This window comes from Bradyrhizobium sp. AZCC 2262 (assembly GCF_036924535.1).
Classification (GTDB): Bacteria; Pseudomonadota; Alphaproteobacteria; order Rhizobiales; family Xanthobacteraceae; genus Bradyrhizobium.
Genome location: NZ_JAZHRT010000001.1, coordinates 9,062,154 through 9,081,742 on the forward strand (window position 1 = coordinate 9,062,154; position 19,589 = coordinate 9,081,742).

15 protein-coding genes and 1 tRNA gene are annotated in these 19,589 nt (G+C 58.9%); 5 read left to right on the forward strand and 11 right to left on the reverse strand.

Annotation, left to right across the window (positions count from 1 at the left end):
• Positions 1-3: 3 nt before the first annotated feature.
• Entirely contained in the window at positions 4-1,611 is a 1,608-nt protein-coding gene (locus V1283_RS42580; RefSeq protein ID WP_334392549.1) for a GMC family oxidoreductase, read from the reverse strand.
• A gap of 324 nt (positions 1,612-1,935) precedes the next feature.
• On the opposite strand from V1283_RS42580, the gene V1283_RS42585 reads away from it, so the two are divergent.
• Positions 1,936-2,012, forward strand: a tRNA-Met gene (locus tag V1283_RS42585).
• 350 nt (positions 2,013-2,362) lie between these two features.
• Here V1283_RS42585 and V1283_RS42590 read toward each other — a convergent pair.
• Together V1283_RS42590 and V1283_RS42595 are read right to left on the reverse strand one after the other, a co-directional pair.
• Positions 2,363-3,622, reverse strand: a complete 1,260-nt coding sequence (locus V1283_RS42590; RefSeq protein ID WP_334392550.1) for a YcaO-like family protein — start codon at positions 3,620-3,622, stop codon at positions 2,363-2,365.
• A gap of 69 nt (positions 3,623-3,691) precedes the next feature.
• A complete protein-coding gene (locus tag V1283_RS42595; protein ID WP_334392551.1) occupies positions 3,692-4,426 on the reverse strand; it encodes a TfuA-like protein in 735 nt (244 codons plus the stop codon).
• Positions 4,427-4,572: 146 nt separating this feature from the next.
• Here V1283_RS42595 and V1283_RS42600 point away from each other — a divergent pair, with 146 nt between their 5' ends.
• The gene (locus tag V1283_RS42600; protein ID WP_334392552.1) at positions 4,573-6,894 is read left to right on the forward strand and encodes a hypothetical protein; all 2,322 of its coding nucleotides are present in this window, start codon (positions 4,573-4,575) and stop codon (positions 6,892-6,894) included.
• 32 nt (positions 6,895-6,926) lie between these two features.
• Here V1283_RS42600 and V1283_RS42605 read toward each other — a convergent pair whose 3' ends face one another.
• From V1283_RS42605 to V1283_RS42635, 7 genes are all read right to left on the reverse strand, one after another.
• Positions 6,927-7,823 (reverse strand): hypothetical protein, encoded by an 897-nt coding sequence (locus V1283_RS42605; protein ID WP_334392553.1) that lies wholly within the window; start codon positions 7,821-7,823, stop codon positions 6,927-6,929.
• 128 nt (positions 7,824-7,951) lie between these two features.
• Entirely contained in the window at positions 7,952-8,161 is a 210-nt protein-coding gene (locus V1283_RS42610; RefSeq protein WP_334392554.1) for a hypothetical protein, read from the reverse strand.
• Between the two features lie 108 nt (positions 8,162-8,269).
• Complete coding sequence (locus V1283_RS42615; RefSeq protein ID WP_334392555.1) at positions 8,270-8,476, reverse strand: hypothetical protein; 207 nt, start codon at positions 8,474-8,476, stop codon at positions 8,270-8,272.
• A 218-nt stretch (positions 8,477-8,694) separates the two neighbouring features.
• Entirely contained in the window at positions 8,695-9,672 is a 978-nt protein-coding gene (locus V1283_RS42620; protein ID WP_334392556.1) for a Bug family tripartite tricarboxylate transporter substrate binding protein, read from the reverse strand.
• A 10-nt stretch (positions 9,673-9,682) separates the two neighbouring features.
• On the reverse strand, positions 9,683-13,078 hold the full coding sequence (locus tag V1283_RS42625; RefSeq protein WP_334392557.1) for an adenylate/guanylate cyclase domain-containing protein: 3,396 nt from the start codon (positions 13,076-13,078) through the stop codon (positions 9,683-9,685).
• Between the two features lie 292 nt (positions 13,079-13,370).
• Entirely contained in the window at positions 13,371-14,168 is a 798-nt protein-coding gene (locus tag V1283_RS42630) for a class I SAM-dependent methyltransferase (protein WP_334392558.1), read from the reverse strand.
• Positions 14,169-14,348: 180 nt separating this feature from the next.
• Positions 14,349-15,014, reverse strand: coding sequence for a TetR/AcrR family transcriptional regulator (locus V1283_RS42635; protein WP_334393386.1), 666 nt, complete (start codon positions 15,012-15,014; stop codon positions 14,349-14,351).
• A gap of 346 nt (positions 15,015-15,360) precedes the next feature.
• On the opposite strand from V1283_RS42635, the gene V1283_RS42640 reads away from it, so the two are divergent.
• From V1283_RS42640 to V1283_RS42650, 3 genes are read left to right on the forward strand one after another with little or no spacing between them, the layout of a single operon-like run.
• Positions 15,361-16,164, forward strand: a complete 804-nt coding sequence (locus V1283_RS42640; RefSeq protein WP_334392559.1) for an SDR family NAD(P)-dependent oxidoreductase — start codon at positions 15,361-15,363, stop codon at positions 16,162-16,164.
• Positions 16,165-16,204: 40 nt separating this feature from the next.
• The gene (locus tag V1283_RS42645; protein ID WP_334392560.1) at positions 16,205-17,326 is read left to right on the forward strand and encodes a DUF5938 domain-containing protein; all 1,122 of its coding nucleotides are present in this window, start codon (positions 16,205-16,207) and stop codon (positions 17,324-17,326) included.
• Between the two features lie 56 nt (positions 17,327-17,382).
• Positions 17,383-18,924, forward strand: a complete 1,542-nt coding sequence (locus V1283_RS42650; protein WP_334392561.1) for an AMP-binding protein — start codon at positions 17,383-17,385, stop codon at positions 18,922-18,924.
• Between the two features lie 121 nt (positions 18,925-19,045).
• Here the strand turns inward: V1283_RS42650 and V1283_RS42655 are convergent, their stop codons facing one another.
• Positions 19,046-19,417 (reverse strand): hypothetical protein, encoded by a 372-nt coding sequence (locus V1283_RS42655; protein ID WP_334392562.1) that lies wholly within the window; start codon positions 19,415-19,417, stop codon positions 19,046-19,048.
• Positions 19,418-19,589 lie beyond the last annotated feature (172 nt).

Consider the following 19,589-nt stretch of genomic DNA (forward strand, 5'->3'; position numbering starts at 1 on the left):
CGATCAATTCGCCCGTATCTCCGCTTTGATCATGTCGGCGGCCTTCTCGCCGATCATGATGGTCGGTGCGTTGGTGTTGCCGCCGATCAGGGTCGGCATGATCGAGGCGTCGACCACTCGCAATCCTTCGATGCCGTACACTTTCAGCTTCGGATCGACCACGGCCATCGGATCGTTGACGCCCATCTTGGCTGACCCGACCGGGTGATAGACGGTGTCGACACGCGCGCGCAGGAGGTTGCGGATGTCGTCATCGCTATGCACGCCTTCCGTGAACATCTCCTTCTTCTGCAACGCGCGCAGCGCCGGCGTCTCCATCAGCCGCCGCGTGGTCTTGAAGCCCGCTACCATGGTTTCCAGATCGTCCGCCTCGCCGAAGAAGTTCGGGTCGATCAGCGGTGCTGCAAGCGGATCGGCGCTGCCGAGCGAAACGCTGCCGCGGCTTTTTGGCCGCAGCAGGCAGACGTGGCAGGTGAAGCCGGTGCCGCGATGGCGCTTGCGGCCGTGGTCGTCGGCCAGCGCCATGCCGAAATGAAGCTGGATATCGGGCACGTCGAGGTCCGGCCGGGTTTTCAGGAAGCCGCCGCACTCGGCGAAGTTCGACGTCATCGGCCCCCTTCGTTCGCGCCGGTATTGGCCGATAGCGCGCAGCAGCCGCGGCAACGCTTTAAGCGAAATGCCGTTGAAGTTGGGATTGTCGGACATGTAGCCGAACACGAAGTCCGGATGGTCCTGCAGGTTCTGTCCGACGCCGGGCAGATGATGCACGGTGGCAATGCCGTGCTTGCCAAGCTCGGCACTGTCGCCGACGCCGGAGAGCATCAGCAATTGCGGGGTCTGGAACGCACCGGAGGACACGATCACCTCGCGCCGGGCGCGGATCTGCTTCAACTCCTTGGCCTGGCGGTATTCGACGCCGACCGCGCGCTTGCCTTCGAACAGGATGCGGGTGGTATGGGCATGGGTCTCGACGCGCAGATTGGCGCGGTTTGCCATATGCGGGTGAATATAGGCGCGCGCGGCGCTGCAGCGTTCGCCATTCTTCTGCGTCAATTGATAGATGCCGAGCCCCTCGTGCTCATCGGCGTTAAAATCCTCGCGCAGGCGGAACTGCGCTTCCTGCGCCGCCTGCAGGAAGATCTGCTGTACCGGATTGCCGGTGCGCGACTTGTTGACGGCGAGCGGGCCGCCCTTGCCGTGATATTCGCCGTCAAAGTCGGAATTGTCTTCGGCGCGTTTGAAGTAGGGCAGCACTTCGGCGAACGACCACCCGGCATTGCCGAGCGAGGCCCATTGATCGTAGTCGGCGCGGTGGCCGCGGATATAGACCATCGCGTTGATGGCGGAAGAGCCGCCGAGCCCCTTGCCGCGCGGCTGATAGCCGATGCGGCCGTTGAGGCCCTTCTGCGGCACGGTGTTGAAGGCCCAGTTGTTGACGTTGCCGGCGACCATCAGCACGAGTGCGAACGGGGTCGTGACCACCCAATTGTCGTTCTTGCCGCCGGCGTCCAGCACCGCCACCGAAATGTTCGGGTCCTCCGACAGCCGCCCAGCCACCGTGCAGCCGCCGGAGCCACCGCCCACCACCACGAAGTCGAATGTATCGGTCACACCCATCCCCCCGCTTTTGTTGTGGCAGGCCGGCCTGACCACGCTTTGGGGGCCAAAACTCCGCTTTTGCGGCGTTTATGGCAAGAGCGGTTCCAGGAGGCGGTTTTGTCCCCTCAAACCCTCGTTTTTGCTGTCATAAAATCCTCAAAAGCCGAGCCTTTCCCCTTTCCAAAGCGGGGCGACGTTGATACATACGCCTCGCGCCCGATGGCTTCGGCCCGGGTCGCCTTCTCAGGAAGCCTCGGAACGGGATCGGTCGGCGTCGTCTGGCGTTCGCCGGGATCGTTTCGACACCGGCTTTTCGAAGGCAGCGCAACGGTTTAACGCGGGGTGGAGCAGCCCGGTAGCTCGTCAGGCTCATAACCTGAAGGTCATAGGTTCAAATCCTATCCCCGCAACCAAATAAAGCCCTTGAAAACACATCGTTTTCAAGGGCTTTTTGCTGTCGCAACATTGACCGGCAATGTCGCTCGTGGAAGCGCCCGTAGGAAAGTCGCAGCGTGAATTCGACGGAGTTGCGCGCGATGCGGCGACCCTATCGTGTCAATCGGCCCAATGACAGGCGCGTCCGCAATATCCGCTCGAATTTCGGCGGCATGCGCTTGGGCGAGCCTGCTTAGGTCGGAAAACCCGCGACGGTGAAGATATTCTTGATCGAAGTCGGAACGCCTTGCAACGAGCCCGCTCGTGAACCGAAGGTATTCTTGCACTTTAATCGCCTTGCCGGGCGTATTGGGCGATGGGCTTGCTGCTAGGCTGGTTGCAAGTCTTCACGCCCCAGCCCTTGTTGTTTTAGAAATTCACACATTCTCCAGCCGGGCCTGTACAGCGCGCCCGCCTTGGGCGTTTTGTATTCCAGATCCGGGACACACACGAACACGACTGAAAATACTTCGTTCTCCGCCAGATCCACCACGATTGCGTTGCGCAGGTTTGCCTTGCCCAGTCGTTTCAAGATTTCCTGCAGCAGCGCCGGCAAGTCCAACGACATGCCCTCGGATTCCGCGCATAGCTTGCCAAAGTCGACCGTTGCAGGCTGGGACGCCATTTTCGCCAGTGCGGCGCGATTCCCGGGCGTTTCGCAGGGGAATTCTTCGCGATAGCGCGACCAGGTGAGGTCCTCACGCAGGCCGGAAATGTGGGTCGCCCGGCTTTGCGCCGCTTCAGTAATGGCGCGAGCGAGCGCGATCGTCGCAATCGGATGGCACCCGTAACCCGATGCCTGCTGCGGATAAGGTGTCGCGTTTCGGCGATCGATGATCGTGCAAGTGAAAACAGGAATCTCGATATTGACCGTCGCGTGCCAAATAAAGATCTCCAGCCCTGCCGACAGGCACTTCTCAACGAGCGGCTGGCAGACCGGATCCCTGATCGATTGCACGATCACACGGCGCCTTCCGCCCACGTTCAAATTGTCCTGTTCAACAGACCAGAAAGATACCTGGTCTCGCTCGATGACCTCGCAAAGCCCGTGGACGATCGCTTCCGTCCGCGTATTTCCTGACGCGAGTCCATTTGACGACGTCAGGAATACGGGTCTCGCTTTGCGCTTGGAGAAATCCAAATCCAGCAGTTCGGAAGGAATCCACTTCTGGCCGCCGTCCAGCAAATCCTCGCCCTTCAGCCATGGTACCTGTCTACTTTCGGACACCTCGGCGTCCGAGCGAATTGCCAGCCGATGCGGAGAGATGAAGGATGGATCACGGTTGCATTCGAAGAGATCCCGAACGGCGGGAGGCGGCCGGCGCTGTTCGGCATGAAAGACTTCGATGCTTTCCATGATGCCCGACACGGTCGCCAGTTCGTGGGTTATGCCCTTTCCTTGCGAGACGGACAGGGAGAGGCCCAAGGGTCGAACGACCGTCCAAACCGGGATCCCGATGGTATCGAGCCCCGTGATGTTGGCGAGACGAGCGATTCCAAAACCAGCCAGCAACGGCTTCAACCGAGCAAGAGTTTCCCGTGCCGCCCGTTCGCGAATGGTGCCGCCTAGATCGTTGCCCAGACTCATTTGTGCCGCGCCCCGGACGAGAAGCCGAATGCAGTCAAAAAGTGTCGGCTACTCAGGCTTGGATGCCGACTACCATCTGCTGATCGGAGGAATGTCACCGGTCTCGATCAAAAACTGCTTTGTCCAATAATCTGTCGCCGGCAATTCCCATCCACCATTCTTGCACGTGGGGGACGATGACAGCACGGCGTTCAACATCATTTCTGCATCCAAAGCTTTGATGTCGATCTTGCAGGTTTCATAGAGGTCGAACATGGCAGCCCCCCGGCTGCCAAACTCGTCTTCGAACGCGCCCCGGATCGCTGACAAGGTGCGTCCGGAAAAGTGAATCTCCTTCAGCGACGATGCAATACGAACTTCATGCTCGGAATTGATATGCCCGCGGCTTCTCATGTTTCGAAGGGAGCGCCTGATGTTCACCATTGCCTCCGAAAGCGATTCAAAATTCAGCTCCGAAACGGCGTGGATCACACACACCTCGTCATCGTCTTGTAACACGCCGCGGCGAAATGCCCGATAGACCCAACCAAATCCGACCATGCCGTATGTGTGCAGTTCAGCGGCCCTCAGTGCCCCCGTGCTGGAAGCGCCACAAACCGCTGCGCCACTCTTCAAGGCAAACAGTATCTCCTTGTGCCACACCGACGGGACGTTGCCGAAATAACCGTCGATGATGCAGATCACTTTGTAGCCGGCCAGAACGGCCTGAAATACGGAGCCGAGCGCCGCAGGCGCAAAAAAATGGGCGCGGTCCTGACCCTTTTCCAGCCTTGTCGGACCAACAAACACGCAAATGTCAGACAAACTCTGTCGCCCTATCTCGAAAGATACAATCCCCTAGGCTACTGGAAACGATAACGGATGATGATAGGCTGCGCAACGCAATCAGTTCGATTATCAGCCTAGTGGTTCTACTTCAGAGCGCCGGCCGGATTGAAGGGATCGATCAAATGCCCGAAGTCGCAGGCATCAACCCGCAAAGAACGATCGAGTTCAACGAACTCTCAAACGCATACATTATCCGCGATAAAGGGTCGATTGTACGCGCCGTCCTGCACATTCAGAAACCGGTCGTTATCCGTGCAGCCGCGGCCCTTGAGGCCGCGAAGAGCTACCTTCAAGCACACGCAGAATTATTGAATCTCGAGCCCGTCCAGTTGACGGACCTTGATCGTCCGATCGAACCGACCAGCCCGGATTTGGACTACCGCTTCTTGAGCGAAAAGACGCAATTCGACGTCACGACTGTCACCTTCCAACAGGCCTGGAATGGCTGGCCGGTGTGGCGGTCGGCTATCGCGGTCCACCTTAAGCGCTTGTCGGAGTCTTTCCAGGTCATTGCAGCGCATATACCGCGACAAGAGGCGCTCAACCGAGACTTTCTCGATAAAATCGCGAGGATGATTCCGAGGATTGATGAGCAGACTTTAGCGCGCCAACTGGGAATAGACGACAACGCCTCGCGATTTGACGTCCCGTCCCTGCGCATCACGCAGCAGAACCCGATGATCTATCGCTATGACGCGGCGCAACGCACACCGCTGCCCGAGGCCGATCAACCAGAGATGCCGTTATTGCCGGTTCCAGCCGACATCGTCGATGGAAGCTACAATGCGGTTGTGGCGGTTCACTTCGATCTCCTTCGGCACGGGCGCCGCGGGCCAACGCATTGGGTTGCCCTGCTCGAGGCCAGAACGCGGGCGGTCCTGCACCTTGAAGAGTCTGCCAACGACATGGATGGAAAGGTATTTCTCGCCGACCCCGTGACGTCACACGGCGGACCGTTGCCAGATGCCGACAACAATGCGCTGAACCCTCTTCGCGTGCAGGTAAGTCTGCCGAATTTGGTCGCGAGCAATCCTCAGTTGCTTTGCGGGACCAACGTCAAGATCGTCGATATCGACGGCCCGATCAGACCACCCGTCCACCCCGTCCCCGGCACCGGATTTGAGTTTAATGTACGCACGGATGAATTTTCCGCCGTCAACGCCTATCACAACTGTGACCGCTTTTTTTCATTTGTGGAGGCGTTGGGGTTCAAGCGCGACGAGTATTTTTCGTGCACTACATTTCCCATTGAGGTCGATCATCGCGGGGCTCCCACGGAGGGCGTAACCAGCACCGATGCTCAAACGAGAGGAACGCCATTTCCTCAGCCCGACGGGACCGAAATAAAGATGGGAATTCGGGCTGTCGTTTTTGCTCTCGCGGAAGCAGACGCGGTGCCGCCGATTGGTAACGCAGACGACTGGCGCGTGGTGCTGCACGAGCTTGGGGGACATGGCACTTTGCTCAATCACGTGGGTTCAACGAAATTCCTGTTCTCCCACAGTATCGGCGACAGTATGGCGGCGATTCTCAACGATCCGGAGTCAAAAGCCGACGACCAAAACCTGACATTTCCATGGACCGAATACGGCCGCAGACATGATCGCGATCCTCATGATGGCTGGGCTTGGGATGGACCAATGGACCTGAATGACGGACCCAAGCAGCTTAAGCGGGAGCAGATCCTTTCCACGACCCACTTCAATCTCTACAAGGCGATCGGCGGAGCCGACGGGAGCGACGTTCGCAAGCGTCGCTTCGCAGCCGAATTCACCACCTACCTCATGTTGCGCGCTATCCAAACACTGACGCATCCGACCAACCCGCAGCACGCGTCGGATTGGCTATGCAATCTGATCGTCGCCGACGCCTGCGACTGGACCTGCAGGGGACATAGCGGTGGCGCCTACGAGAAGGTCATCTACTGGGCATTCCAGAAGCAGGGCCTGTTCAATTTTGCTGCTCCTGATGTTGACGTTTACATCAACGACGGACGTCAAGGTGAGTACCAATACCAGGCTGACCACACCAATTGCCTTTCCATTTGGAACCGGCTTGCGGGCGACGGTCTTGAAGGCCACCAGACTCCAGCGCCTGGCGTCGCCAATTTTGCATACGTCAAAATAACAAATCGCGGCAGCAAGACCGCAGCATCGGTCGTTGTGAACGCGTTCCAGAACAAGCCCCAAGGCCAACTGGTCTATCCCGACGATTGGCAACCGATGGAAACACCTTGGCTTGCCGCGAACGACCTGCTGCGCGGCGCCGCCGAAACGACGGTCGGTCCTTTCAGATGGACACCATCGTCATCCGACAATGCGATACTTATGGCGGTCTCGGCAAACGGCGATGCCAGCAATCTCGCCAAATTCAGCGACGGCAAGTCGATCTCCGATTCGCGACTGGTACCGCATGACAACAACATCGGAATGCGAAAGGTCTAGTGATCGCGTCTGTACCGACAAACTTAATCTCGTTAGATCGGAGCGGCGCCCCTCGACATGTTAAGTGCAGGGATCCCGCACAGCGCCTGTGTTCGCTCCCGCAATGTCGGTGTATCGGTACAAGGCCCGGTGATCATGCTGATCGAAAGCCCCATCTCTCCGAGCAGCTGCTTGGCGCCAAGCGCACCAAGCGCATCCGCTGCCGCCAGGATAATCTTGACCTCGGCACGTCTGCGTTTGAGGCATTCGAGGAAAATCGGTACATTGCCTCCAAGAATGTCGCCACCGCACTCGATCAGCACCCCGTCGGATACGTTCGACAAGGTGACATCGAGCGCGCGATTGAAAATGGCGTCGGCGCCGTGGCGCCCGGACGGATAAGTTGTCGGTAATCCAAAATCGACGCAGTCGAAAGTCCGGGCGGCTCCGAAATCCCGATACCGCAATATCTCGGTCAATGAGGACGTGCCCGTCGCCTTTAAGGCGGTGACGGCAACGTGTCCTTTTCCTAGCAACGTTCTCAACACAGCGGTTCCCGCCGTCGTCTTGCCGACCTCGGCCGACGTGCCGACGATCAGGAAAATGGGCGCTCCGTGGTCGGCTTTGCCATCGCCAACCAAGGCAAACCGCCCGAGGTCCAGGATCTCGCCCTCGTTGTTCAGGATGGCCCCGCGATACGTTACTTGCGCGAGATGCGCCTTCGCAAGCGGCGAGTCACCGATAAGCTCGCCAACGACTCCGGAATCGGCGAGCACCCAATAGCTAGCTCCGGGGCGGAGTCCGCCAGGGGGCACGCGACCCACCACCCAACGAGTGGATTCCCTGTGTCCCGGCGTACCAAGAAAAAGATCCCCCGGCACCAATGTCATGGCTCGCCCGGACACCGATTCCAAAATAATCGGCGCGGCCTGCTCGGTCAGTTCAAACACGCAAACAGATCCTTCGAGACCAGCCGTCTCGATGCACCGAGCCGCATCAAGAGAAGGAATTCGTCTAAGCGCCGACGCCTTCTTGTGCACCGGTTTCGATCCGAAAGCGCTCTCGAATTCAATAATCGTCAAGATGAATTGTTACCATCTTCCATGGGCACGTCTTGAACGGCTTTTTCCAGGACCAGCAAGTACGTGCAGTTTGGGCCGACAGGTGGCTTGATCAGGTGCCCGTACTCATCCGTGATGTTGAGTACCTCGATGATCTTGTCCACCTGCTCTCTGGTCAAGTGACTGTGGGCACCGATAGTGTACTGTGCCCTAACGATGGCGCCCATCGAATATCGCTCCATTTTCTGCGCGCTGAAAACTTCCGCAACGCCGCATCAAGAGAATGAATTCGTAAGCGACGATGCCTTCTTCAGCGCGCTTGAATTCGATAATCGTCAAGACGAATTGCCGTTTTCGATCGGCACGTCTTGATCGGCTTTTTCCAGGATCAGAAAGTAATTGCAGTTTGGGCCGACAGGGGGCTTGAGCAGGTGCCCGCTCTCATCCCTGATGTCGAGGACCTCAATGATCTTATCTACCTGATCTCTGCTCAAGTGACTGTTGGCACCAAGAATATAGTGCGCAGTAACAATGCCGCCCATTGGATATCTCCATCTTCTGCAACGCTAAAAAACAACGCTGAAAACGGCCGCTTGCAGCGCCAAAATACACGACCCGCCTCCCGGGTCCAAGTGTCCGGCCATCGAATTCGAACACGACAACTTTGCGACAGATCGGCCGGTCGTGGCGTCGACCCCGTCAAGAAATGAATCAGACACCCGTCCTGATTGTAGCAGCCCGAACACGGCACGAACACGCATTAATCAATCCAGGCTCCGGCGAAATCGACCACCTTGCGCCACCTTTCAATGTCCTCATCGATGAATTTCTCGAACTGCTCCGGAGTCATGGACATCGCCATCCCGCCGGTATCCGCGAGGCGTGCCAGAAAATCAGGGTCACTGAATGCTTCCGTCACCGCCTTGTTGAGCGTCAGAACAACGTCGGACGGGGTCCCCCTGGGTGCGACAATGCCGTACCAGACCATTGCCTCAAAGCCCGGCACGGTCTCGGCGATCGCCGGAATCTCCGGCGCCGAGGTCCAGCGCACTGCCGAGGTCACGCCAAGAGCCCGCACTTTGCCCGCCCGTGCCATCTGCAATGCGATCGTAATATTGTCGAACATCACATGGACCCGGCCCTCGATCAGGTCCGGATAGGCCGCGTGCGAGCCGCGGTATGGGACGTGGATCATGTCGATTTTGGTCATCAGACTGAACATGGCGCCGGAGAGGTGCAGGGATGTCCCGTGTCCCGATGACGCATATGAAAGCTTGCCTGGATAACGCCTGGCGTAGTCGATGAACTCCTGCACCGACTGCACCGGCAACGACGAAGGCACCACCATGACGTTCGGAAAACGCATCACAAATGCCACCGGCACGGCGTCGCGCCGGAAATCAAACGGCAGCTTCCTGTAGAGCGACGCGCCGATGGTGGTATTGGGTGCAGCAAACAGCAGGGTATAGCCATCCGGCGCCGACTTGAGCACTCTCTCGGTGCTCAAATTTCCGCCCATGCCCGTACGGTTCTCAACAATAAAGGGTTGGCCGAAGCGCCGCGACAGCCAGTCGGCCACAAGTCGGGCAACAAGGTCAGTCCCTCCGCCTGCCGCCAGTCCGACGCTGATGATGACTGGGCGCGCTGGATATGTTTGCGCCCAAGCCTTCCAGGGCTCGCCAACCAGAAAGACTGAACCCGCAGCTAGATTCAGAAATCGCCGACGGCACTCCTTCATTGTATCTTCCTTACGTCACACTCCGCAGGATACGCGTTGGCCGCGCTTCGAGATCGCCCTCCAGCCGATCTAGCAAGGCCCGCGCCGCAACAAGGTCGGGAGTGGTCAAACCCTCGGTAAACCACGCATGAACAGGCGCGAGCACTTCGCATCCTGCCTGTCGATTTCCCTGCTCGAGCCGGACATTAGCCAGGCTGGTCGCCGCGCGGAGCTCCCAAAGCTTCGCCCGTTGTTGCCTTGCCAAATTCAGACCGGTTGTGAGCAGGTGCAGCGCGTGCTCGGCGTCTCGCGCGGAAAACTGAGCCTGCAAGCGGATGATCTCCGATTCACACCATCGCTCGCCCGTTGAGTGTACAAGCTCAGCCGCCCGGTTGAGCAATGCCACTGCGCCGTCCGTATCGCCATACATGCCCACGATTTCGGCGGTAGCCGTCATGAAGAACGGCAGCAGAGCCCAATTTTGCGTGGTGTCGAACTGTTCAATGCAATCGCGCATGCGCTCCATGAGAGCTGGATCGCGGCGCATCTGCAGCTGCGCCCAACAGTTAAAGATGGCACCATCGCGAACTCCCTTAAACGTCTCGAATTCGGCCGCTAGACCGAGAAGTCGTTGCGAAAGCTCCAGCACGGTTTGGGTGTCGCGCTGCATGATGTGTTGCACACATGCACGCCGCAAAGCGACGATTTGACTCACGGCGTGGTTCAAGCTGTCGGCATATCGAACTGCTTCCAGGCTCTTGGCAGCGCCGGAATCGGGGTAGCCGAGCGCCGTGAGACAAATGCCGAGTACAGTACATGCCCCCATCTTGGGATCGCGCACGGCCAGCGCAGCTTGCCCATCCCGGACCTCACTATACGTATCAACGAGAAGCCGCATGTCCTCGCATGCCGTCTCGAAACGCCCCAGCAGCAGATTGGCAAATCCCGACATTTTCCGTGCCATGATGAAGGCCTGAGGGTTCTCGGTCCTTTGGCCGACATCGGACATCTCAGCGGCATAGCGAAGCAACGTCTCAGGTTGGGAGTGAGAAAAATAGTAATTGAACAAGCCGTCGTGGGCTCGAATGAGCTCGTGTGTATTGCCGAGCTTGAGGCACAGCGCTCTTGCCCGCTCGACCGCTGAGCGCACCTCCTCACTTCCCGAGCCTTGTTCGTCGACAAGCGATTGGTACAGCGCAACTTGGAGGGCAAGCTCGCGACGCTCTTTCTCCTTCGAATCTGGAAGATGTTCGATCTGCCGGAGGCCCTTGCGTAGATGGCTTACTCGTTCCGTCAGCGCAAATCGGCCGTTCGTCCGCTGCGCCGCCTTCAGGTAATAATCGATCGACCTGTCGGCCGCCTCCGCTTCTCCAAAATGCCACGCAATGATCTCAGGCAAACGGCTTTCGGGGCGAATGACTTCTTCTTCGAGCAGCTCGGCCACACGCAAATGAATCGACCGGCGTCGCTCGCGTAACAAAGAGGCGTAGGCAGCATCCTGTACCAGGGCGTGCTTGAAAGCGTAGGTCGAATGAGGGGGCTGGCCGTACGTGGTCGCCAGTCCAGCCTGCACGAGCTCGCCAAGCGCCTCCTGCAAGTCCTTCCGCGGCCATGTCGATACGCTCTCCAGCAGTTCGAAGGAAAATTCTCGGCCGATGACCGATCCAATCTGGGCCACCTCTTTCGCGGCGACCAAACGATCAAGGCGCGCCATCAGGGAAGCTTGCAGTGTTGTCGGCACGATCGCTGGAGTGAGCGGATCGGCCAGGTTTGGCGGGTCATCCGCCAGACGGATTCCAGTGTACAGAACAGTCTTGGTCAGCTCCTCGATGAAAAGAGGTATTCCGTCGGCGTGCGCGATAATCCTGTCGACCACCTCCTGTCGTGGAATTCGTCCCTCGGCCACTGAATTTATCAAAGACGCGGCATCGCGAGGGTGAAGTCCGCTCAGCGTTTGAACCGTGACGTGTGGACGAGCTAGCCATGGCGGTCGTGTTTCGGGCCGGCTGGTGTTGACTACCAGCATCGGCAGCGTTGCCACTTGCTCAACCAACAAACCCATCAGATCCAATGTCGTGGGATCAGCCCAGTGAAGGTCCTCAATAATGACCAGCAGCGGGCCCCGTCGGCTCATTTTCTCGAAATATCGAAGGATGGCGGCCAGAGCCATGACCTTTCCCCGCGGCTGCTTATGGATGTCGGGGAAATCGTTCGGCGCCAGTGGGAGCGAGAGCAGGTCAGCGATAATTGCAACGTCAGGGTCGGGCGACACGTCGGCTTCAAGCAGACGCAAAAGCTTTTCCAGTTTTGCTGCGGGAGCGTCGCCGCGCTCAAATCGAGCGGCTCGTTCTATTTGACGAATGACGGGATACAGCGGGCTGTCTTGGTGATTGGGCGAGCATACAAGACGGGTTCTCGCACGCGACTCCTGCCCAATGCCTTGCTCGAGCGCCGCGACAAGCCGCGACTTGCCGATGCCCGGCTCTCCAATGAGAACGATAACGCGTCCTTCACCCGCTTTGGCCTGCGCCCAACGGCGCAACAACAAGTCCAACTCTTCCTTTCGTCCCACCAGCGGCAATTTGCCGCTGCGAAGGGCCTCAAAGCGGCTATCTGTCGGACTTTCGGCGAGCGCAGCCCACGCGTAGATCGGCGTCGGACCTCCCTTCAACCGGGCAGGACCAAGAACTTTGTACTCAAACAATCCGCCCGTAAGACGTCGGGTCGTTTCAGCAATGACCACCATGCCGGGTTCAGCCATGGCGATGAGACCGGCCGCCAAATTGGGGGTATTGCCGACCACGGGCGACTCCAGCGACGACCCAGAGCCTATGACGTCGCCGACGACGACAGGCCCGGTCGCAATTCCAACTCGGCAGGCAAGCGTTCCGGCGGAGCCGGCTACCGTGCTGAGACGGCCGACCGCCTCGACAATGGCCAAGCCGGCAAGCACCGCGCGCTCCGCATCATCCTCATGCGCTTGCGGGAATCCGAAGTAGATCAGCGCGCCATCGCCCATGTAGCGGGCGACAAAGCCGTCAAGCCGAGCCACAACACTCCTTATGCATTCCTGATACGTGGTGATGACTTTGCGAAGATCCTCTGGATCAAGCCGGGCACCAAGCATCGTCGAACTGACCAGATCGACGAACATCACTGTAAGTTGCCGGCGTTCGGCCCCAGGCTGGCGAGGCTTTGGTGCGGCAGACCCATTTTGCTCAGGCAACCTTGTCGCGAGCGCTACTCCGCACGCGGCGCAGAATTTCTTGCCGGGAGAATTTTTGCTGCTGCAAACCTTGCAGGTCAGTGGAAGTGGCGAGCCACAATCGCCACAAAAATTGTCACTGCTGCCGACATCGGCCCCGCAGCGCGGGCAAGCCGTGCGATCCTGTTCGATGATGGCCGTAGTCACTTGCAGCGTGCTCACATTTTGAGAAACTTACGCGGCCGCGAAGTTGGTCAGGCGATATCGTCACCTTCTGCAGAGGAATTGCGCCACGTTGGCCGACCGCAATATGGCCGGCTGCACCTGGCTGAGGTTAACTCAGTCTGCCCATTCCTGAAAGGGGCATCGTTGCGCCCGTCATTGGCCCTTGGGGAGCGACTATGCGTACATCCGCGACGGCGCCAAACGTTGTCTCGCCGGCCCGGTGACGTGACAGGAACGGTTGGATGTCGGTGTACCATGACGCGCCGCCAAGACTTCGTATATCATCGTGTCAGTCGCGGACCTGAGCGCTGAGCGCCCAAAAATGCTTCAATCTGAGTACGCTGATATTCGTGCATATCTCATTGAAAGTCTCTTCGGGTTCACCCGGCCGTGGAAAGTTCTTGATTATCTCGTAAGTGCGTCCATCTTTGAGCTTCCGGATTGTATACTGATTGCCCCACCGGTCTTCTCGGGAGATGGGAGACGTGAACCCGTCAACGTAAAATTGATCGATCATCAGCAAAGTTGCTGCCGGGCGTAGTCGTGAGGCGAAATGCGACAGGAATGACTTGCGCTTTTGTCTCTTGACGTGAGACCACCACAAGTGCGCCATCCCCACATCAAATATCGTAGTTGAATGGGGGAGTGAATAGGCATCGGCAGTGCGCAAGCTCACATGCTGACCAAGTCGCCGCGTCGCAGCAATCTCAAGGGTCTCGGCATTCAAATCGGTCGCGGTAACGGCCCGAGCAAACGGCGCTGCTATTTCGGTCCAGTAGCCGGTCCCCGCCGCAACTTCCAAAATATTCAGTCCTCGCGTGCGCTCAATCAGCCACGCCTGCAATAGCGTGAGTTCACTCAGTCGCTCAGGCGCCTGATAGAACAGGTCATACTCTGCGGCACGAGCACGGTAGTATTGTTGCATTGTGTCCGGCAATGTCAGCCTCTGATACGGCAATGGTCGCGGCAGGGGTAGAGCGAGAGATTGTGCGACAGAAGATCGGCTCAGCACGAGCGCCTCCACACGCGAGAGTTCACTAAGCCCGGTTGAAGACCGCCGCCTGAGGTGGCCGGAATCAGCGGACACTATGCCGGAACTCCTACCTCACGCGTATGAGCTAGCTCACATTCGAAATTTCCTGGATCGTCTCCCTTTGAGGTGCTTCGTTGCGCCTTTCCGCAACCGAGCCAGGAAAAACCCCGACAATCTCTATCGATTGCCGGGTTTCGTTTTGACGTTTAAGCGCCTCTGAACGGCCGACAGCTACTATGCAACGGACGGGAGGAGGCGCTTTACTTCTTCCTGCAGGTCCGCGATCGCCTTGCGGTCGCCCGAGAGATGCCGCAGCAGGCATCGCTGGAAGAGCCCATCAAACAGCGCATAGAGCGCTCCCCGGGAGACCACTGGCTGCCGTCCACCAAGTAAGGCAAAGCGCGACGCTATTCGCCACACCATATCTTCCAGGCTCTTGTCGATCTCGGCGACGTCGTCGCGAAAGGCCTCTTCAAACAGTGATTGCGAGCGAAGATCGTACCAGAGGCGATGCATACGCGCCTCGTCGCGCACCGTCTCGCCGAGCTTTTCCAGAAAACCCTTCATCAGTTCGTCGCGGCTTTGCGCCGCCGACGTGATCTGGTCGTACCGCGTGACGCATTTGGCTTTGTAGTGACGAACACAACAGCAGATCAGGTCGACCTTGTCGCTGAAGTAATAGTGCAGCACGCCGTGCGTAAACTCGGATTTCTGCGCGATCTCGCGCAGGCTGGTTCTCGCATAGCCGAGCTCAGCCAGGGTTTCCAATGCAGCCTCGGCAAGCTCGATTCGCCGGGCACTGAATTTGTCGACACGCCCCCGTTCGATCCGATCCGAGGGCCAGTTCGACCGTCCCGTCGTTTCGATTTTCCGCTTCGTAACCGCAGATTGTTTGCGCACGCCCAACTCCGAATCGCCGCGTCATCCCGGCAGCAATAATGCCCTGAAAAATCATCCTCCACCCTCTTGGTCAAGAATTACTTGACAAGTGTCTAAATTTTGGACGATCGTCAAGATATTCTTGGCCAAGTGTCAAGTTTAGGGCGTCGCGGCCGGAAAAAAGCTGCGAACGATTGGGGGAGAGCAGGCAGCGCACCAGCACCGCCAACATTTTCGTTTCCGGTCAGCCGAAAAGCTTTTTCTCAGCGAAAGAGAAACAACAGGCACGCCCGTAGGGCGGCAGGCATCCGTGCTCGGCAGGTAGCGGCACGTCACAACAATGAAATCACAAAGGGAGGAGCATACGATGGGTGAAAACACTCTGGCAGGCCGCAAGGCTCTGGTCACTGGCGGCGCGCGAGGCATCGGCGCTGCGATCGCAACGGCGCTTGCGAAAGCCGGCGCTTCCGTGATGATCGGCGACATTCTCGCTGATCTCGGCAAGCAAACCGCCGGCCGCCTTGCGGAAACAGGCGCCAAAACCGGCTTCGTGGAACTGAACGTCACCGACGACGCGCAATGGGAAAGGGCTGTCGCAGCCACCGTCGCCACGCTCGGTGGCTACGACATTCTGATCAACAATGCAGGCATCGAGATCACCTCACTCGTGGTCGATCTCAAGGCTGAGGACTTGCGCCGGATGTGCGACGTCAACATCGTCGGCACCGGTCTCGGCATGAAACACGCGTTTCGTGCGATGCGGCCCGGTGGAAGTGCAGGTACCGGCGGCGCCATCGTCAATATTGCCTCTGTCGCGGCCACGATCGCATTCCCGGCCATTGCTGGATACTCCGGCACCAAATCGGCCGTTGATCGCATGACGCGGATCGCCGCAGTCGAAGCCGGCAAGCTCGGCTACGGCGTGCGGGTCAACTGTCTCTATCCCGGGCTTGTCCCCACCGACATGGGAATGCAACTGGCCAACGACATAGTTGCCGCTGGACTCGCACCGGACGCCGGCGCCGCTGTAGCTTCGGTCGTCGAGCAGACACCGCTTGGTCGGCTAGGCGAGGTCGGCGACATGGCGGACGCCGCTGTTTTCCTTTGCTCCCATGAAGCCCGCTTCATCACCGGCGCCGGTCTGCCGGTCGACGGCGGCATGGGCACGTAAATTACCAGATGCGAAAATAGAAATTCGGGAGGATATGAACATGAGCGAGAAAAAGCCTGTGGTCGTCTATGGCGTCTCCGGCTACACGGGGCGTCTGGTTTGCGAATATCTGCGGGAATACAACATTCCCTTTATTGCCGCCGGCCGCGACGCGGCCAAAGTGAAGGCCGTTGTCGAAAAAATTCCCGGCATCGAAACCGCGGACTACGAAGTTGCCGAGGTTGAGCACACCGTCGAAGCGCTGGCCAAACTGTTCAAGGGCGCGAAGGTCGTCAGCAATATGGTCGGCCCATTCATCAAGTATGGCCCGGAAGTCGTCGAAGCCTGTCTTGCGGCCGGCTGTCATTATACGGATACGACCGGCGAGCAGGACTGGGTGCTGCTGGCGCAGGAGCGCTGGGGAGAAAAATTCGCGGCAAGAGGATTGCTGCTCGCGCCCAACATCGCGCAGATGTACACAACGGGCGAAATCGCAGCGAACATATGCCTCGAAACGCCTGGCCTCGATACGCTCGACATTTTGGTGCTGTGGAAAGGGTTCCCGACCTATGCTTCGACGCAGACGATTTTCACCATCCTCAAGGCGAACTGGTACTATCTCGTCCAGAACAAATTTGTCGAATGGGACGTGACCACCAATTTTGAGGTCAACGTTCCCGGACAGCACGAGGGTGCCATCGCTGTGCCGTGGGGCGGCACCGCGCATCCGGTCTGGTTCAAGAACGATCCGCGCGTGTCGAATTGCAGGGTGCTCGGCGGCGTCATGCAGCGCGACGTCATGTTGGGCGTGGTTCAGACCCAGCAGATGGTGAAGGAGAAAATCAAGCCGCTGCCGGCCGACCAGCAGGAGAAGGCGCTGGCCGACATCGCGGCAACGGTGCAAGCAACCATGCCGCCGCGTGAAAATCCGCGCATTAATACCTCGATCGACTCCGTCTATGCATCGGGACCGCTCGGTCGAGCCCATTGCGTGATCCACGGCAACTGCAACTACAAGCAGACCGGAATGCTGCAGGCCTATGTCGCCTTCTCGCTGCTGCAGACGGCTCCCAGGAAGGTTGGCTTTGCCTCCGCCTGTCAGGCGTTCGGGCATCGGGAGTTGCTGGGCCAGTTGCGAAGCTTCGGACTGGTGATGAACCCAATTCTGACCGTTCACAATTGACGCAACCGGGTGGCGCGCACGACCGCGCCACCCGCCTTCTTTATGGGAGGTGGCTCATGCGGCTTGTCGACTATCTGGATAAGGGCGCCTCGCTTGGTGCTGATGCGCCATGCCTGACCATGGACGGAAACGACCTGAGCTATGGCGACGTGCAGCGCCTTAGCTATCGGATCGCGCGCGGACTCGCCAATTCCGGCGTTGCGCCCGGAGAGAAAGTCGCGATCCTGTCCGGCAACGATCCGGTCGCCTTCGCCTGCGTATTCGGCATTTCGCGCGCCGGAGCCGTCTGGTGTCCGATCAATCCGCGCAACGAGGCGGCGGAAAATCAGTTCATCTTGGACGCGTTCGACTGCAGCCTGTTGCTGTTTAGCAGCAGCTTCGCGCAGATGGTCGACAAGATCAGGCCGAATCTGCCGAAGCTGCGCAAGCTCGTGTGTCTTGACGCCGAATTCCCGCATGCGCCGTCGTTCGAGCACTGGCTTGCCGATATCGATGGCCAGCCCTTTCAGCGTGATCCCGTGGACGATCTGGCGCTCATACCCGGCACCGGCGGAACGACGGGAAAACCCAAGGGCGTGATGCTTTCGGGTCGCAACATCGAAACGATGACCGCGCTGACGCTGATGGGCTATCCGTTCAAGGGGCGTCCGAGCTACCTTGCGCTCGCGCCGCTGACGCACGCCGCCGGCGTGCTGTGTTTTCCGATCATGACGCTCGGAGGCCGGGTGGTGATCATGCATCATCCGGACATCGGGGAATTCCTCGATCTGATCGCCCGCTACCGGATCACGCACACATTCCTTCCGCCAACCGTCATTTACATGCTGCTGGATCATCCGAAGCTCGAAAGCGCCGATCTCGACTCGCTGCAATGCTTTTGGTACGGCGCGGCCCCGATTTCGGTGGCGCGGCTGGCCGAGGCGCTGGAAAAGATCGGCCCGATGGCACAGCTCTTTGGACAGACCGAAGCGCCGATGATGATATCGATGATGCCGCCCGAGGACCATTACAATGCCGATGGCTCGACCGCGACTGGACGTCTGACGTCGGCGGGCCGTGTCGGACCGCTGGTTCGGGTCGGCATCATGGATGGCGACGGCAATCTGATGCTGGTCGGAGAGCGCGGCGAAATCGTAGTTCGCGGATCGCTGGTCATGGACGGGTACTACAAGAACGCCGAAGCGACGGCGGAGGCCTCCGTGCACGGCTGGCATCATACGGGTGATATCGGATACCTGGACGCGGACAACTTCCTTTACATCGTCGACCGCGCAAAGGACATGATCATTACTGGCGGCTTCAACGTCTATTCCGTCGAAGTTGAGAACGCCCTTCAGGCTCACGAATCCATTCAGGATTGTGCCGTCATCGGTTTGCCAGACGAGAAGTGGGGCGAACGCGTTGTCGCTGTGGTGCAGCCGAGAGTAGGACGCACTGTCGACATCGCCGCGGTATCGAGCTTCGTGAAGCAGCGGGTCGGGAGCGTCAAAACGCCCAAGCAGATTGAAGTCTGGGATGACCTTCCGCGCTCCAAAGTCGGCAAGGTCCTGAAATCCGAGATTCGCGCCAGGATGCTGGCGAACGGGATACGACGATGACTCAGCAGGTATAGATAGCCAGATCGGAATTATTATCGAATGTCGGTATCGTTGGTTGCGTCTACCCGCGGCTTGGACATGATAGCGCCCGGCAACCGCAAAAGGGGACGACGAAGCCAGCTCAGTCCCGTTCGGGACCGACGGTTACGACCACAACGCCGTCGATCTTGATCAGGAACGTCATGGTCGGCTGGTCGGATGCCGGGGCCCGTTCGACCGCATGGCGGAACGCAGCGATCTCCTCCTGTACGGCCAGCCGCAGGCTGAGTGTTGAATTGGGGCCGCACACCGGGGCGCCGTCCGATGTGAGCGCGGTCAGATCGGCCAGCAGGTCGGCGTCGCCAAAAATTTCCTGCGCGGCGGCAAGGCCGTCTGCTTCAAAAGCGAGCGTCGGCCTCCGGTCGATATCGAGGACAAAAACCTGAAGCGAGCCGGATCCGTCAGGTCGCTGCGGTGATTCGTGGGCTGACACGCCAGACAACTCCTCGATCACTCAAGTGGCAAGCCGCGCCGACAGATCAGGATTTGCTCAGGGTCGGAAATTGTCAAATCCAAAATCGTTGCGTCATGAATGCCGGGTTATTCCGGCTGAGCCGATGTCGCCGGGTCGGCGGCGCCGGGCAGGCCGGTTGGAAACCGTTTCGACATATCCTAAAATTTTGTGC

Bases quoted from the DNA above. Each gene is read 5' to 3' on its own strand.
- V1283_RS42590 (WP_334392550.1), bottom strand. From the start codon at position 3,622: ATGAGTCTGGGCAACGATCTAGGCGGCACCATTCGCGAACGGGCGGCA.
- V1283_RS42600 (WP_334392552.1), top strand. From the start codon at position 4,573: ATGCCCGAAGTCGCAGGCATCAACCCGCAAAGAACGATCGAGTTCAAC.
- V1283_RS42610 (WP_334392554.1), bottom strand. From the start codon at position 8,161: ATGGGCGCCATCGTTAGGGCACAGTACACTATCGGTGCCCACAGTCAC.
- V1283_RS42615 (WP_334392555.1), bottom strand. From the start codon at position 8,476: ATGGGCGGCATTGTTACTGCGCACTATATTCTTGGTGCCAACAGTCAC.
- V1283_RS42620 (WP_334392556.1), bottom strand. From the start codon at position 9,672: ATGAAGGAGTGCCGTCGGCGATTTCTGAATCTAGCTGCGGGTTCAGTC.
- V1283_RS42640 (WP_334392559.1), top strand. From the start codon at position 15,361: ATGGGTGAAAACACTCTGGCAGGCCGCAAGGCTCTGGTCACTGGCGGC.
- V1283_RS42645 (WP_334392560.1), top strand. From the start codon at position 16,205: ATGAGCGAGAAAAAGCCTGTGGTCGTCTATGGCGTCTCCGGCTACACG.
- V1283_RS42650 (WP_334392561.1), top strand. From the start codon at position 17,383: ATGCGGCTTGTCGACTATCTGGATAAGGGCGCCTCGCTTGGTGCTGAT.